Here is a 16,292-nt window from a genome sequence, read left to right as displayed (position 1 = left end):
TCAACGCACAAAAATAAGGCAACTGAAGAAGGCGTAATGTGAAGTGCTGCGTTACAAACATATGTCCAGCTACTGACAAGAGCTTCGTGATTCCCTACACTTAACTTTTAAACTTAAGGGAGTTGCGCTATCGAACACCAAGACCATGGTCATAAAAATGCCAATCTCGCGATGCTTTCGCTCGCGGCTTTGGGAATTGTATTCGGTGATATCGGAACCAGCCCGTTGTACGCCTTGCGCGAATGTTTCGGGGGAGAGTACGGTTTGAATGTCACTCCCGAGAACATCATCGGAATTCTCTCGTTGATTTTCTGGACACTTATTTCGGTTATCTGTGTGAAGTACATGGCCTTCGTCATGCGCGCAGATAATAAAGGTGAAGGTGGAATTCTTTCTTTGATGGCCTTGGCGGTGCGCAGTCAGCACACGAAAGACATCACTCATCGTCGCTGGATCATGACGATTCTGGGTTTGTTTGGTGCAGCACTACTTTATGGCGATGGTGTTATCACTCCGGCCATTTCTGTTTTGTCAGCGATGGAAGGTTTGAAAGTCGTCACTGATAAATTTGATCCTTACATTATTCCCACAACTATATTCATCATCAATGCACTGTTTTTAATGCAAAGATACGGCACCGGTAAAATCGGTGTGGTTTTCGGACCGATTTTGGTGTTGTGGTTTGCAACTCTGGGAACCTTGGGTGCCATCGGGGTGGTAAATAATCCGCAGATTCTTGAGGCACTTTGGCCTCATCACGCCATTGAATTTTTCTTCCGAAATGGTGTACATGCCTTCCTGGTTTTAGGCTCTGTTGTTCTGGTTGTGACGGGTGGGGAGGCTCTCTATGCTGACATGGGGCACTTCGGAAAAACCCCCATTCGTATGGCGTGGTTCTTCGTGGCTTTGCCAGCCTTGGTGTTGAACTATTTTGGGCAAGGTGCGCTTCTGTTGTCAGATCCTGCGGCAATTGAAAATCCGTTCTATTTGCTGGCTCCGAAATGGGCGATCATTCCCATGGTTTGCTTAAGTACATCTGCGGCGTTCATCGCATCACAAGCTCTGATTTCAGGGGTATTTTCAATCACGCGTCAGGCAATTCAGTTGGGCTTCTGTCCGCGTATTAATATCGTACACACGTCCTCCCAGGAGATTGGTCAGATTTATATTCCAGCAATAAACTGGTCTTTATTTATTGGTGTCGTCTGGTTGGTCTTGACGTTTAAAACTTCCGGAAATTTGGCAGCCGCGTACGGTATTGCTGTAACCGGCACGATGGTTATCACCACGGTTCTGGCTTATGAGGTTGCACGCCAGAAGTGGAACTGGAGCTTCTTTAAGGCATTCAGTATTTTTGGTGTGTTCTTTATTATCGATGCTGCTTTTTTTGCGGCAAATATTCATAAAATCCCGCATGGGGGTTGGGTGCCGTTGGTGATTGGTGCGTTGATTTATCTTTTGATGACAACATGGCAGAAGGGCCGTCAGGTTCTTTTCCGTCGATTGAAAGAGCGCTCCATGCCGACAGAAGATTTCATGCTGAAGCTTCTGCGTGAGCCGCCGATTCGTGTTCCGGGTACGGCCATCTATATGTCGGGAGATCCATGGGGTGTGCCGGCGCCGTTGTTACATAATTTAAAACACAACAAAGTTCTGCATCAGCGAGTGGCGATTTTGACCATTCAAACGCGCGAGGTTCCGTTCGTTTCCAAAAAAGACAATATTTCCATTCAGGAGATTGTTCCGAACTTTTACCGCATTCTTGCGTATTACGGGTTCATGGAAACTCCGAAGATGAAACACATCCTTGAGGCTTGCCGCAACAAGGACATCAACTTCAACGTCAACGAGACCACTTTTGTTTTGGGCCGTGAGACTATTATCGCCACTAAGGGTGGCCCACCACGACCGGATGAGCCTCATATGTCGCACTGGCGTGAGCGTCTGTTTGCAGTGATGTCCAAGAATGCGCAACGACCAACAGCCTTCTTCCGAATTCCTCCGAATCAGGTGATCGAAGTGGGGATTCAGGTCGAGATTTAAACTCTGCTTACAAGGCGGGAGCTGCTGAGGATTCGATATGTCTATTGGTACCCAGCAGCTTTTCAATTTTTTCCTGCTCAGTCATGCCATCCTGATAGCCGATCTCCAGCAAAGTTTGAATGTACTGCTTTTCAAACAGAAGAAAGCTCGCGAGTTCCGCGGATTCCTCCAGACTTCCCAGGCCTTTCAGAAGGTAGCGAATCATACGAGGAAGTTCGTGCGCATGCTCGGCCGCGATTTTCGAAAAGTCCTGTGAAGGTGATACCCAGACGACGTCGACGGGCTTTACTGTCAAGTTCTTGCGCTCACTTGAGGCAATCTTGCTTAAAGCCAGATTGATGCGTTCAATTCTTTCAATATCAAATTCAAGTCCATCGCTCATGATGGCATGAAGTAAGACACTCGCGACACGTGCCACACTGGGCTCCTGAGCAGGTGCTGTTTCGTGTGTAGTATAACAGACCTCCTGCTGGCGCCGGACTCCGATCGCCAGTATGCGATCCGCACCCATGTAGATGGCGGGTGCGCAGGGGCTGAAGTTCCGAATCGACCCATCCCCGAAGTACCTGGAACCCACTGCAGTCGGTGGGAATAAAACCGGAATGGCCGATGAAGCCATCACGTGATCGACGGTGAGTAGGGATCTTACGGCCTGTCTTCGTACTCTTTCCCATAATTCTATCTCCTGGGCCCCTTGAATAAAGGTGACCGTTGATGAAGTGTGAAAATCCAAAGCGGAAATTCCCACGCCATGAATTTTTCCTGATTCGATTTTCTTTTGTATGTTTTCAAACTTGCAGTTTTTCTGAATGAGATCCCGCAGGGGTGCTGTGTTTAGCAGGGACTTTCCCGGGGTGCGCTTCATGCCTCCGCTGGATAAGTCCATCAACCAATGGAAAGCACCGCGAGTCAGAGAAATCGGATCCGAGATAAAAACATCGTGGCTTTGCAAGCTCCCCCAGACATTTTCCAGAGCTGTGCAGGCTTCCTGAAAATTCCCCGGATGTGATATGAGACCACAAGTGTTGATCGCGCCGGCACTCACTCCTGTATAGACTTTAAATGGATTGTCGATTGAAAGTTTTTTGCAAATTTCCGCCACTGCCAATAGCACGCCGACCTGATAAGCTCCTCGTGCGCCGCCACCTGAAAGTACCAGGCCTAGGTTTGACATAGATACGGACTCCTTTTGGACTTGCGAGCGGGGGAAGACAGAGAGAAACTATGTACAAGACGAGGTTGTGATAGTGACTTCAAATTTGCTATCCCACTCTATTTGAAAGAGCGCAGACCTCGCTAAGGGAGCCTACGGCTCCCTTCTTTTTTTTTACTGCATGTTTCTGGAACTCTTAAAAGCCTCGCGCTCGGCTCTTCTTTCAGCCTCTAATATTTCAGACAAAGTCGTGCGACGCTCTTTCACAGTGCGATCAATTTTATTCAGATAGGACGCCAGATGATGAAACAGCTTTTCTGTTTCGGAATCTGTTTCCAGGCGGCCTTCTTCACCTTTAATTTCCTCAATCAAGCGATCGATAATAAAAAGTGCGGCATTCAGGTTGGTGCCCACTTCATGCAGAAACTCGGTCTCTTTATATAGTTCGCGATCCACCATGATTCCCCCTTGAAGGAATTATGCGAACTCGTTCCCGGGCTCACAACATGTAGCATTACAGTCTCTTGTGACGCCTTGCGTGGAAAATTTATAAACCAATACTGGAGCCAAAATGAGCGTCCCTAGGGTCATTTCACTCAAATCAAATCTGCTTAGTTTTTAAGCTGAAACGCGTCTTCTTAGCGGAAATATTAGGTTATTGTTAAGAAATGGTATTGAAATGGGACCAAAGTGCTGGCACTTTCATTGCTTATATTCAAGTTGGCTCCATTTTGGGACCAGTTGATTGCTCCAGATGAAATCGTAGTGAATGTGAAACGACAACTATCTGATAAGCAGCAGCGTTGAATAAATGAAGTTCGAAATTTAACGGTTAACAACGATTAACAAAAGAAAACGAAAAGGGGATCAACAGGTGAAAAAACAAATTCTTTCATCACTGATTTTGGCGGGAACTTTGGTAGTAGCAACTGCTCAAGCTGAAGAAAACCAAAATGCAAACACAAGCACAGTTAAAGTAACTGACGTTCAAAAAAAGGACGAGCAAAACAAAGGTGATCTGGATCAAGAGATCACAAATGCAAAAATGCGTGCAGAGTCTGGTTCTAAATCCAAACTTTCTATCGCAATGGATTTGACGTACAACGGTGGTAACTTGGAAGATCCATTTGGACCGATTCGTCCAAACTACGCTGGTGTATCCGGAGCGGATTCCAACACTTCTCTTTCTGCTGACATCGCGGTTGCTTACCGTTTGTCTGCTCGTGATTCTCTTCGTTTTGGTGCTGGTGCAAACATCGATACTCCACTTCAAAACAACACTTCTGAAACTACAAACCAAGATGGCTACAGAAAAGCTTCTGTATCCACTCCGTATGTTTCATGGGGTCGTTCATTCCGTGCTATGGACCTGCAACAATCCGTATCTGTTGGTGGCTACTACTATACAACTCCATACATGACTGAAGTTTACAAAGCGAACTCTTCTTTGTCTGCTTCATGGACTGTTTTGGGTGAAATTCCGAATACAAACTGGCAGCCAGGTTTGAGCTTGTCTCTTAGCTACGTATTCTTTGATGACGGTGCCAATGCTGGTGACACTGCTTCCAGCGGTGGTGCGGGTCGTTCTGACTGCTCTATCGGTTTGTTCCCATTCATTGAGTACGCGTTCAACGACATGTTCTCTTTCAGAACTGTATTCCGTCCATCAAGCTTCGATCACTACCGTAATGACGATGCAACGACTTTCGATCACAACATGTGGACTCAATCCGTAGGTTTGGGTATCGCAATGACTCGTGACGTATACTTGTACCCGAACTTCCAGTTCGCTCCAGAATACGCTCAAGCAGACACTACAAACGTAGGTATCTCTGCAACTATCAACATGTTCTAATTTTGTTAGTTCATAATGATATTAAAAAGGCAGCCAGTAAAGGGCTGCCTTTTTTTTTATTCGTGAATAAAGAAGGCCGGAGAGTTCAATGCCCGGTCAATCGCAAATGCGCAGTTAATCAATCCAACATGGCTGTAGGTCTGCGGGAAGTTTCCCCACTGACTGTTCATCTCAACGTCATAGTCCTCGCTCATAAGCCCCACGTGATTTTGTGTCGTGATCACGCGCTTAAGCAGCTTCTCGGCCTCGCTTGCGTGCCCGAGGCTTGCCAAAGCCTCGATATACCAAAAACTGCAAACCAGAAACGCTGACTTCTGCACGCCAAAATCATCCGCATGTTTGTAGCGCAGGAAAAACCCCGGTGAAAGCTCCAGCTCTTTACGAATCGCCTGCAGGTGATCCATGGCTGCTTCCGATGACTTATTCTTAAAGTAACCAAGAGTGATAAGCTGTAGCATGCAGGCATCCATCTCGTCGGTGCCCAGTGCCTGCGCATAAGCTTTTTTGGAATGGGAGTAGGACTTTTCAATCAATTGGGCTGCATGTTGAACGGCTTTTTCCGCACGTACCAATAGATCCTGGTCGCCGATTGACTTCGCGATCGACTTCGCAGCCAGAGCCCCTGCCCAATGAAACATCAGTGTGTAAGTGTGCACTGACTGTTTGCCGCGGAATTCCCACACGCCGTTGTCCGGTGCTTCCATGTAACGTTCAATGTGTTTCAGGATCGATTTGATAATTTGTGGCGATGACTTTTTAACATTCAGGCGTTCATCAGTGTAAAGTTTAAAGAACGTCAGTAAGACCTGGCCATAGACATCATGCTGAATCTGACTGCCGGCCTGATTTCCCACGCGCACGGGTTTATTGCCCATGTATCCATTGAGATCCTCTACGATCTCGGTCATCTCTTTAGTGCCATCAATGCGATAGCACGGTTGCAGATTTTCCAGATTGTCGATATCCAGATTCTCGATGAAGGATGTGTATTTTTTCATCTCTTCAAACTGTCCCAAAGAATTCAAGGCTGACAAAGTATAATAAGTGTCTCGCACCCAGCAAAAGCGATAGTCCCAGTTGCGACCTTCTTGATCAATCTCAGGTAGGCTGGTGGTTGTAGCCGCAGTAATTGCGCCGGTGTCTTCATATTGATGAAGCTTAAGTGCCAGTGCGGAGCGAATGACTTCTTTTTGAAACACACTTGGTAAATGACAATGCTCAACCCAGGTATTCCAGTATTTTTCTGTGCGTTTTAAGAATTCTTCAAATGTCGTTTCGAGTGACGCTTCGAATGGAACACCCCAGCTTAAAACAAAATAAAGATCATCATTCACAACGAATGATTTTTCCTCGTTGATGTAACTGATTGATGCATTTGTAGTAAGTCGAACAGGTTGCTCTAGTCCTTCGTAGCGAATGTGATTGCTGCCAGTGAGGCGTTGTGGGATTTTTTTTCCGTAATCTCCAACTGGGTGGCATTTCACATTTATGCGCGGCTGTCCCGAGAGCTTTTTTACTTTGCGAAACAGCATTAAGGGTTTATGATATCTTTCATAGAGATTAAATCTCGGTGCGAAATCTATCACCTCAAATGCACCATCCTTTGTCTCAAAACGAGTGCAAAGAATATTTGTGTTCTTGATATACTCCTGTGTTGATTTAAAATCCTTTGTCGCAGGCTTGATCGAAAATTCTCCGCCTTTTTCATCATCTATCAAGGACCCAAAAATAAAACTTGAATCAAAACGGGGCCAGCACAACCAGCGGATGTTGGCGTCTTGATCGACCAGGCCTGAATAAGCGCAATTGCCTATGAGGCCCAAATTATAACGGTGTGAATTTAATGGATTGGTTTTAACGGACATGTTCAATCCTTTCTTTGTTCTCTGCCATTTATCCTAAAGGAGGAATTGATGATATCAAAGTCCAAAAGAATCTTCGTCAGCAATCGTTTGCCGTTCAGTATAAATAGCAAAGGTGATTTGAAAAGAGGAAGTGGTGGACTGGTATCAGCATTGATGGGTGTTTGTCAGAATGAACCTTTTGCGTGGTTTGGTTTTGAGACAGATGCTTCGCATGCCGCAAAGATTCCTGAGGCTTCCAAAAAGATTCTTCCGGATTTGGATTGTTACCCTGTGGTGTTAAGTAAAGACAAGTATGACAAGTACTACAACGGATTTGCGAATGATATTATCTGGCCGCTTTTTCACTATGAAAGTCATCTCGCCAATTTCAATCGTAAAAATTGGGAACAGTACAAAAAGGCCAATAAATTGATGGCCCAAGAAATTGCCAAAGTCGCAACTCCTGGAGTCACTGTGTGGATTCATGATTTTCATTTTATGACGTTGCCTGAGTATCTGCGCGAACTGGTACCGGATATTAAAATCGGTTTCTTTTTGCATATTCCATTTCCGAGTGCGGAGCTTTTCAGACAACTGCCGGTTCGCGAGGAAATTCTGCGCGGACTTTTGAATTGTGATCTGGTGGGATTTCATGAACATTCGTATTTGCGCCAGTTTGTGGTCAGTCTGAAAGCCTGTCTTGGAGTCGATTCATCTTTTTTCCGTGCAGAGTACAATGGGCGCACCACTCACTTCGGTGTTTATCCCATCAGTATCGAAGGGGATGAAATCAAGGAAAAGTCCCGCTCGGAGGCGGTTCTGCAGAAAGTGGAGACCTATAAAAGCAACGGCAATGCGCCGTTCATGATTTTGGGAATCGATCGTCTTGATTACACCAAGGGGTTGGAGTTGAAGCTCAGGGGTCTGCAGGCAGCTCTTAGAAAATACCCGGAAATGGTGGGCCAGGTATCCCTTATGCAGGTGGCGATTCCTACACGGGAAAAAGTTCCGGCTTACATGAAAATAAAAAAAGAAGTCGATCAGCTGGTGGGTAATATCAACGGAGAGTTTGGCTCTCCGGACTACAACCCGGTTCATTATGTTTTTAATTCTGTTTCAGAAGTCGAGCTCCTGGCGCTGTATCGCCGGGCCAGCTCCGTACTGGTCACCAGTAAGAGAGACGGTATGAATTTGGTGGCCATGGAATATGTGATGTCCCAGGATCTTCAGGATCCAGGTGTTTTGATATTAAGTGAATTCGCCGGTGCCGCTTCGCTCTTAAGTGATGCATTGATTGTGAACCCTTGGGATGTCGATGCTATCGCGGATGCCATCTATCAGGCCTATCAAATGGACCTGGAAGAGCGTACAAACCGCATGGAGCATCTGCAGGCCATTTTATCGCGATACTCTTCCAGTAAATGGGCCCGTGGTTTTTTAAAAGAACTGGAAAGAGTTCATCAGGTTGTGGCCGTGACACCTAAGAATCTGAAGCCTCAGAAAAGCTCATGGTCTGATGAATTCAATCAAAACTTGATAAAAGGAAGATTGAAAGTTCTGGTTGATTACGACGGGACCATCGTGCCGATTGCAAAAAGACCTGAGCAGGTGGTTTTGATGGAAGAAACCAGAGAGCTGTTGCGTGAGCTCGGTCAAAAAGCAGATGTCTATGTGATCAGCGGTCGCACCCGGGAGTTTTTGGATGCACAACTTAAAGGGCTCGAATTGGGGCTGATTGCAGAGCATGGTGCTTTCTACCGTGAGCCCCATGGTTCATGGGAAAGTCGAATTTCGACGGATGTGCAATCCTGGTATCCCCATGTCGAACGAATCATGAACGATTATTCTGAAAGAGTACCGTTGTCGTTCGTTGAAAAGAAAAAGGCCTGCCTGGTTTGGCATTTTCGCTTGTCGCCGACTGATTTTGCAGCCTTTCAGTCCAAAAAGTTGGATGATGAATTGCAAGTCGGTATGGCAAATGAGCCTGTTTCAATCAGCATGGGTAATAAGATTGTCGAGGCCAAGGCGGTTGAGTGCAACAAAGGCAGTTTTGTGCGTTGGCTGATGAAGGAAAAAGGAGCTGGTAATACCATTCTTTGTCTGGGCGATGATCGTACGGATGAAGATATGTTCATTGCACTTGGTAAGTCCGGAGTTTCCATCAAAGTCGGTGAGGGCACTACGGCAGCCAGATATCGCTTAAAGCATCAAAGTGAGGTTGTTCCGTTCTTGAAGGACCTGATTCGTTTTGTCAGTGAAAATCAGGAAGCTGAAGTCAGGGTATAAAAAAAGGAGGGGTGACCCTCCTTTTTGTTTTTTAAAGCTGCGCTGTCGCAGTAGCTGATGTTGTCGGTAAAAGTGGCAGTGGATCGATGGGGCCACGGTTTTTACGAATTTCAAAGTGCAAGTGAACACCAGTTGCGCGTCCTGTGCGTCCCATCGCTCCGACGACTTCGCCTTTGCGAACTTTTTGTCCTTCGGAAACCAATATCTTGTCGAAGTGAGCATACAATGTGGCCCAGCCGTCGCCAGACTCGATCAGAACCATTTTTCCATAACCTTTGAACTCACGGCCGGCATAGATCACTGTTCCGCCCTGGGCTGCCAATATTGGCGTTCCTTTAGGGGCTGCTAAATCAATACCCAAATGAGGTCTGCGTTTGTTTGGTAAAAAGCCACGGGTCATGCGCGCGCTATCCACAGGCCAATCAAAAGAGCGTTCCTCGTTATGAATTGTCAGTGGTTGGTCCGAAGCTGTTCCGCGATCGGCAGAGTATGAACCTGTTGAAAGTTCCCGTGATAATGGAGTGTGATAAGTCGAACAAGACCCTAAAAGTCCTGTGACGAAAATGCATCCTGCAAAGTTAACTAGTTGTTTCCATCCTGGTGTCATGTCCTCAACTATAGCCCACAAGGGCTCGTATCCAAAGGATTTTTTGACTTTAAATGGTATAAAAAACGACGCAAAAGCTAGGGTGAAAAATGCCTATTTTTGAGTCATTCAGCAGGGTTGGCAAAGCTCATTCTCTGACAGGAATAGAGCTTTGCCTCGACCAAAAGGCAGTATTAGTAGATCGGGAAGTGCTTGCACATCTCTTTTACTTCGCTGTGCACTTTGTTTTTTACCTCAGCATTGTCTGCGCTGTTCAAAACCTGCGCAATCCACTTTCCAATTTGCTTCATTTCTGAAGCTCCCATTCCACGCGTTGTAAGAGCTGGCGTTCCAACTCGAATACCACTTGTGACAAACGGAGAGCGTTTTTCATTTGGCACCGTGTTTTTATTCACAGTGATACCAGCTTCATCCAAGGCGATTTCTGCAACCTTGCCCGTGATTTCACGATCGGAAAGATCAATCAACATCAAGTGATTGTCAGTTCCGCCAGTTACCAGTTTAAATCCTTGAGACAACAGCTCATCAGACAAGGCCTTCGCATTGTCGATCACTTTTTGGCTGTACGCTTTGAATTCAGGCTTCAAGGCTTCACCGAAGGCAACAGCTTTTCCCGCGATCACATGTTCAAGGGGGCCGCCCTGAATTCCCGGGAAGATGCGCGAGTTCATGATTTTCGCTTTTTCCTCAGAGTTCGTTAGAATCATCCCGCCACGGGGGCCGCGCAAAGTTTTGTGAGTCGTCGTAGTCACGTAATCCGCATATTCAGCCGGAGACGGGTGGTGGCCTGTAGCCACAAGACCTGCAAAGTGAGCCATGTCGACCAAAAGGTCTGCGCCCACTTCGACGGCGATCTCTTTGAATCTAGCGAAATCCAGAACGCGCGGATACGCGGAGTATCCAGCGATAATCAATCTTGGTTTGGTTTCTTTCGCAACAGCACGAATGGTGTCGTAGTTAATGCGACCTGTTTCTGGATCCAGTTTGTAAGAGGCTGCTTTGAATAGCATCCCGGAGAAATTCACCGGAGAACCGTGAGTCAAATGTCCACCGTGGGACAGATCCATACCCAAGATTGTGTCGCCAGCTTTGCAAGCGGCCAGGTAAACACCCATGTTGGCTTGGGAGCCCGAGTGCGGCTGAACGTTTGCGAAATTCATTCCGAAAAGTTTTTTGGCGCGTTCAATCGCCAGGGTTTCAACAGTATCCACGTTAACACAACCACCGTAGTAGCGTTTGCCTGGATAGCCTTCAGCATACTTGTTGGTCAAAATGGAGCCCTGAGCTTCCATCACGGCTTTCGACGTATAGTTTTCAGAAGCGATCATCTCAAGACCGTATTGCTGGCGTTCGGATTCTTTTTGAATCACTGCGAATACTTCAGGATCAACTTGGTTTAATGGCAAAGACGTCGAATGCATGATGAAACTCCAAATAGAAGAAAGTGCCGGTAAAATGGCCGACGCTTAAAAATTATCACTTGAATAGGGGAAATTTAAAAGCCTCAACAACCAGTGTCGGTAGCCAATTTATCCACGCGGGTCTGGTGTCGTCCGCCCTGAAACTTAGTGCTTAAAAAGATCTTAATCATCTTCACGGCGAGGTCTGGCGAAATAAAGCGCTCACTTAAAGCAATGATATTCGCATTATTATGTTCACGTGAAAGACGAGCAATGTCTTCATTCCAGCAAAGGGCTGCGCGAATTTGTGGAAAGCGGTTTGCTCGGATCGCCATGCCTTGTCCTGATCCGCAGATCAACACGCCCATTGCGGGACCTTCCAGGGGATCAATAGTTCCTGATTTTTGATTTAGGATTTCAACCTTTGTCAGTTCTTTGCAAACTTTGTCGGCATAGTCCGGATAATCAACAGAGTCTGCGGTTAATGTGCCCTGATCTTTCCATTCAATGTCCGGCATTGCAGACATTACTTTAAGTTTCAAATCCAACCCAGCATGGTCGCTGCCGATATAAATAATCATGATAAATTCCTTGAAGTCGTACAAAGTAAAAAGCCCCTGGTTGAAAGGGGCTTTTCGTTAGTTTTTAAATTTAGAGAAGATCATGCAGGCATTTGTTCCGCCAAAGCCGAAGCTGTTGTTCAGAACGTTGTCGATCTTCGCCTCACGCGCTTTGTGAGGAACATAGTCCAGGTCGCAGTCTTCGCTTGGGTTATCCAAGTTCAAAGTTGGCGGAGCAATCTGATCGCGAATTGCCATCACACAGAATGCGGATTCAATCGCACCAGCCGCACCCAACGCGTGCCCGGTCATGGATTTAGTACTGGAGACCATCACATTCTTCGCGTGATCACCCAAAAGGTTTTTGATCGCCGCAGTTTCCAAACCATCGCCCACCGGAGTACTGGTTCCGTGTGCATTGATGTATTGAATATCAGTGGCTTTAAGACCGGAGTCTTTCAAAGCCATGGACATCGCCGCATAACCACCGGCACCTTCAGGCGCTGGAGAAGTCATGTGGTATGCATCTGAAGAAACGCCGTAACCTGTGATTTCGCAAAGAATCTTAGCGCCACGTTTTTCAGCGTGCTCCAAAGATTCAATACACAACATCGCAGCACCTTCGCCCAGAACAAAACCATCACGGTCTTTATCCCAAGGACGACTGGCTTTTTCAGGGGCATCATTGCGAGTTGAGAGAGCTCTCATCGCAGCGAAGCCACCAACGGCCAAACGGCAGATAGTCGCTTCTGCGCCACCAGCCAACATCACATCAGCAACACCATCGCGGATGTAGCGAACTGCATCTCCGATAGAGTGAACACCAGATGCGCAAGCGGATGTAACAGAATAATTTGGACCTTTAAGACCCAAGGCAATGGAAACCTGACCCGCAGCCAGGTTTGTGATCACGCTTGGGATAAAGAACGGACTTACACGTCCAGGTCCTTTTTCTTTCATCTTGATGGAGGTCTCTTCAAGGTTTTGCAACCCGCCGATACCCACACCAATGATAACTCCCGTTGTCGCTTTCTCTTTTTCAGAAAGCTCCAATTTCGCCATTTCAACCGCCATTTTTGAAGCGGCGATTGAATAGTGAATGAACTCATCCATTTTCTTCTGTTCTTTTTTCTCGATGTACTGATCAGCATTAAAGCCTTTCACTTCACCGGCAAAAGTCACATCGAAGCCTGTCGTATCAAACTTGGTGATCGGGGCAATGCCAGTCACACCTTTTTTTGCATTGGACCAGCTCTCCTCAATGGTATTACCAAGGGGAGTGACGGCGCCAACACCAGTTACGACGACTCTTCTTTGTGGAATGGATGGACGTTCAAATCGGGATGTCATAAAGACTACGCTTTACCTTTTTTTTCCAAGTAAGAAGCAACGTCTTGAACAGTCTTAAGCTTTTCAGCGTCTTCGTCTGGGATTTCAAGATCAAATTCTTCTTCCATAGCCATTACTAGCTCAACGATATCCAAGCTGTCTGCACCAAGATCGTCGATGAAAGAAGCTTCAGGCTTAACTTTATCTGGATCTACGCCAAGTTGTTCTACGATGATGTCTTTTACTTTTGGATGCAATGCCATTTAATCCTCCTGGGTAACATGCAAATTTATTTTTAAACTCTAATAACTAAAATAGTTTTACTAACGGGATATTTCGCCTTGGGCGAGCTATTCCATGAACATCCCACCATTCACGCTTAGTGTTTGGCCGGTGATGTACTTGGACTCATCACTTAGCAGGAATCTGACTGCTTGAGCGACGTCGGTGCCTTCTCCGATTTTGTTCAATGGCACTTTTTCCAAGATTTTGTTTTTCACTTCTTCTGGCAAAACATCCGTCATTTCAGTCGCGATGTAACCAGGTGCCACGTTGTTCACGCGCACGTTTCTTGATGCCAATTCTAGTGCAACAGATTTAGCAAAGGCAACTGTACCAGCTTTGGAAGCTGCATAGTTGGCTTGTCCGGCGTTGCCAGTTTGGCCAATGACAGAAGTGATGTTAACGATCGAGCCCTTGCGAGCCTTCATCATGGATTTTGTAAATGCTTTTGTAACCAGGAAAGTTCCACGAAGATTTGTGGAAACAACAGAGTCAAAATCCTCTGCTTTCATGCGCAACAACAATTGATCCTTGGTGATTCCGGCATTGTTCACAACGCCGTCGACTTCAGACCATTTTTCAAGGATGTGATCGACAGCCTCATTCACGGACTGTTCATTAGCCACGTCCATTTTGATATAGAAGTGACCTTCGCCTTTTAGAGTGTGAGCAACTTGTTGTGCTGCTTCTTCACGGGAAGAATAAGTGAAAGCAATTTGTGCGCCTTCATCAGCAAGAAGTTTAACAATAGCGGCGCCAATACCTCGGCTGCCACCGGTTACTACGATTTTCTTACCTTGAAGTGAATTTCCGCTCATTACTTTTTCCTTAAGTTCCTACGACGGCGCGCCGTCGTGCCAACTGTGCGACTAAAAAAACTAAAGCAAAAGCTCATTGTTTTTACGCGAGTCCACTCTGGCCGAACTCCAAATAAAGCTCAAGAAATTTCAATGACTCGTAGCTTTCAAAAAATCCTCAATAGTTTTGAGGTCTTCCATGCTAGTTGTGGTCATTACTTTAAAGAAGTCGCCATCAATTTTCTTTAGCAACCCTTGGATAACTTTTCCAGCGCCACATTCGATAACTTGAGAGTGTCCAGAAGCTTTTAAAGTCTCCATGGATTGTGTCCAGCGCACCGGTGCTGAAACTTGACGGATCAAATTTTCGCGAAGGTTTGCGCCTTCAGTTTCAAATTTAGCATTGAAGTTTTGTACGATAGGGAATGCAGCTGTTTTGAATTCCATCGCGGTCAAAACTAAACGCATAGTGTCTTCTGCTGGCTTCATCATTTCACAGTGGAAAGGAGCAGACACTTGCAGGGGAATCAATTTCGCACGCTTAGGTGCCTCAGCCCAGATAGCTTCTGGTTTAAAATTATCTTTTAACCAGTTGATTGCTTTCATAGAGCCAGAAATAACGATCTGTCCCGGGGAGTTGAAGTTTGCAGCTGACAGCGGACCAAAACCAGAATTTTTCACTGTCCATTGGCAAAGTGTTTCAACTTGATCAGGTTCAAGACCCAAAACAGCCACCATACCACCTTGACCAACTGGAACTGCAGATTGCATTGCTTGTCCGCGAGTGCGCACCGCTTGTATTGCCTGATCAAAGCGAATCACATCGGCTGCAACCAAAGCTGCATACTCACCAATGGAGTGACCAGCTGCCGAGTGAACCTTTACGCCAAACTCAGAGCGCAAAACTTTTTGAGTCGCAGTCGAGACCAGCAACAAAGCGGGTTGAGTGTTTTCAGTCAAAGCAAGATCTGCTTCAGAACCTTCGAAGCACAGTTTTTTCATATCTTGTTTCAGAGCTTCAGAGCCCTCTTCGAAAACATGTTGAGCGATTTTGAAGTTATCGGATAAAAAACGGCCCATGCCAGGTTGTTGGCTGCCTTGTCCGGGAAATACCAGAGTGAACATAATTTTAGTACCTCAATAGAACGGATCCAGACGTCAAGCCTGCACCAAATGCAGTAAGCAAGATCGTTTGACCACGTTTGATTTTTCCATTTTGAACGGCCCAGTCAAAGGCCAACGGGATTGAAGCTGATGATGTATTACCTGTTTCATGAAGGTAAAGAATCACGCGCTCCATTGGGAATTTAAATTGATCAGCAACAGCTTCCACGATGCGCTTGTTGGCTTGGTGAGGAACAATCCAGTCTACATCATCAGCAGACATGTTGTTCGCTTCCAACGCTTCTTTGCAGCAAAGAGCCATTGTGCGAACTGCATTCTTAAAGATCTCGCGACCTTTCATAGAAACGTAGTGCAAATTGTTGTCGAGAACGTATTGGGATTGAGGCATCAAACTGCCGCCACCTGGAAGTGTCAGAAGCTCGGCCAAATCGCCATCCGCGTGAAGGTGAGAGGAGGCGATAACATTTTTATCACCGTCTTCGGCGCGTTGAAGAACCCAAGCGCCCGCACCATCACCAAACAGGATGCATGTTTCACGGTCTTTGAAATTCACAAAGCGAGAAAGAACCTCGGCCCCAAGAACCAAAACGTTTTTGTACATGCCTGTACGGATAAATTGATCAGCAATAGAAACAGAATAAAGGAATCCCGAGCAGGCCGCATTCAAATCAAAAGCCACGATATTGCGGCAACCCAGTTTACTTTGTACGTAACAGGCTGTGGAAGGCATCTGACGATCACCCGTAACGGTGCCGACGATGATCATATCAATATCTTGTGCGGTAAGATTTGCGTCTGCGAGAGCTTTTTGAGCGGCACGAAGGCAAAGATCAGATGTACCTTCACCTTCGGCTGCGATATGGCGGCGTTCGATCCCAGTGCGTTCTACGATCCATTGATTGGACGTCTCCACCATCTTCTCCAAATCGAAATTTGAAAGAATCTTTTCAGGTAGATAAGAGCCTATCCCTGCTACACGAGATCGATACATTCCTGCCATGGATGTCAACC

General features: G+C 46.2%; 14 protein-coding genes. 3 read left to right on the top strand and 11 right to left on the bottom strand.

Annotated elements, in window-relative coordinates; genetic code table 11:
* Positions 1 to 171 precede the first annotated feature (171 nt).
* Positions 172 to 2,043, top strand: a complete 1,872-nt coding sequence (locus ACLVWR_RS15625; RefSeq protein WP_413581538.1) for a potassium transporter Kup — start codon at positions 172 to 174, stop codon at positions 2,041 to 2,043.
* Positions 2,044 to 2,050: 7 nt separating this feature from the next.
* On the opposite strand, the gene ACLVWR_RS15620 is transcribed toward ACLVWR_RS15625, so the two are convergent.
* A complete protein-coding gene (locus tag ACLVWR_RS15620) occupies positions 2,051 to 3,217 on the bottom strand; it encodes a patatin-like phospholipase family protein (protein WP_413581537.1) in 1,167 nt (388 codons plus the stop codon).
* 153 nt (positions 3,218 to 3,370) lie between these two features.
* Positions 3,371 to 3,655 (bottom strand): hypothetical protein, encoded by a 285-nt coding sequence (locus ACLVWR_RS15615; RefSeq protein WP_413581536.1) that lies wholly within the window; start codon positions 3,653 to 3,655, stop codon positions 3,371 to 3,373.
* Between the two features lie 415 nt (positions 3,656 to 4,070).
* Here ACLVWR_RS15615 and ACLVWR_RS15610 point away from each other — a divergent pair, with 415 nt between their 5' ends.
* The gene (locus tag ACLVWR_RS15610; RefSeq protein WP_413581535.1) at positions 4,071 to 5,051 is read left to right on the top strand and encodes a hypothetical protein; all 981 of its coding nucleotides are present in this window, start codon (positions 4,071 to 4,073) and stop codon (positions 5,049 to 5,051) included.
* Between the two features lie 56 nt (positions 5,052 to 5,107).
* On the opposite strand, the gene ACLVWR_RS15605 is transcribed toward ACLVWR_RS15610, so the two are convergent.
* Complete coding sequence (locus tag ACLVWR_RS15605; protein ID WP_413581534.1) at positions 5,108 to 6,916, bottom strand: glycoside hydrolase family 15 protein; 1,809 nt, start codon at positions 6,914 to 6,916, stop codon at positions 5,108 to 5,110.
* 48 nt (positions 6,917 to 6,964) lie between these two features.
* Between ACLVWR_RS15605 and ACLVWR_RS15600 the strand changes: the two genes are divergently transcribed.
* Positions 6,965 to 9,181 (top strand): bifunctional alpha,alpha-trehalose-phosphate synthase (UDP-forming)/trehalose-phosphatase, encoded by a 2,217-nt coding sequence (locus tag ACLVWR_RS15600; protein WP_413581533.1) that lies wholly within the window; start codon positions 6,965 to 6,967, stop codon positions 9,179 to 9,181.
* A gap of 31 nt (positions 9,182 to 9,212) precedes the next feature.
* Here ACLVWR_RS15600 and ACLVWR_RS15595 read toward each other — a convergent pair whose 3' ends face one another.
* The 8 genes from ACLVWR_RS15595 to ACLVWR_RS15560 form a co-directional block, all read right to left on the bottom strand.
* Positions 9,213 to 9,788, bottom strand: coding sequence for a M23 family metallopeptidase (locus tag ACLVWR_RS15595; protein ID WP_413581532.1), 576 nt, complete (start codon positions 9,786 to 9,788; stop codon positions 9,213 to 9,215).
* A gap of 173 nt (positions 9,789 to 9,961) precedes the next feature.
* Positions 9,962 to 11,209 carry a serine hydroxymethyltransferase gene (gene glyA, locus ACLVWR_RS15590; RefSeq protein ID WP_413581531.1) on the bottom strand — a complete coding sequence of 416 codons (1,248 nt, stop codon included), beginning with the start codon at positions 11,207 to 11,209 and terminating at the stop codon, positions 9,962 to 9,964.
* Between the two features lie 83 nt (positions 11,210 to 11,292).
* Positions 11,293 to 11,769: an RpiB/LacA/LacB family sugar-phosphate isomerase gene (locus ACLVWR_RS15585; RefSeq protein WP_340597412.1), complete on the bottom strand. Its 477-nt coding sequence runs from the start codon at positions 11,767 to 11,769 to the stop codon at positions 11,293 to 11,295.
* Positions 11,770 to 11,826: 57 nt separating this feature from the next.
* Positions 11,827 to 13,098 carry a beta-ketoacyl-ACP synthase II gene (fabF, locus tag ACLVWR_RS15580; protein WP_413581530.1) on the bottom strand — a complete coding sequence of 424 codons (1,272 nt, stop codon included), beginning with the start codon at positions 13,096 to 13,098 and terminating at the stop codon, positions 11,827 to 11,829.
* Between the two features lie 5 nt (positions 13,099 to 13,103).
* A complete protein-coding gene (gene acpP, locus ACLVWR_RS15575) occupies positions 13,104 to 13,340 on the bottom strand; it encodes an acyl carrier protein (RefSeq protein WP_142700235.1) in 237 nt (78 codons plus the stop codon).
* 87 nt (positions 13,341 to 13,427) lie between these two features.
* Entirely contained in the window at positions 13,428 to 14,177 is a 750-nt protein-coding gene (fabG, locus tag ACLVWR_RS15570; protein ID WP_413581529.1) for a 3-oxoacyl-[acyl-carrier-protein] reductase, read from the bottom strand.
* 129 nt (positions 14,178 to 14,306) lie between these two features.
* Positions 14,307 to 15,281 carry an ACP S-malonyltransferase gene (fabD, locus tag ACLVWR_RS15565; protein ID WP_413581528.1) on the bottom strand — a complete coding sequence of 325 codons (975 nt, stop codon included), beginning with the start codon at positions 15,279 to 15,281 and terminating at the stop codon, positions 14,307 to 14,309.
* A gap of 4 nt (positions 15,282 to 15,285) precedes the next feature.
* Positions 15,286 to 16,281: a beta-ketoacyl-ACP synthase III gene (locus ACLVWR_RS15560; RefSeq protein WP_413581527.1), complete on the bottom strand. Its 996-nt coding sequence runs from the start codon at positions 16,279 to 16,281 to the stop codon at positions 15,286 to 15,288.
* Between the last annotated feature and the right edge of the window lie 11 nt (positions 16,282 to 16,292).

This window comes from Bdellovibrio sp. HCB288 (genome assembly GCF_047305935.1).
Taxonomy (GTDB): domain Bacteria; phylum Bdellovibrionota; class Bdellovibrionia; order Bdellovibrionales; family Bdellovibrionaceae; genus Bdellovibrio.
Note: the sequence above shows the minus strand (reverse complement) of the source record. Positions and strands in the feature narration are given on the sequence as shown.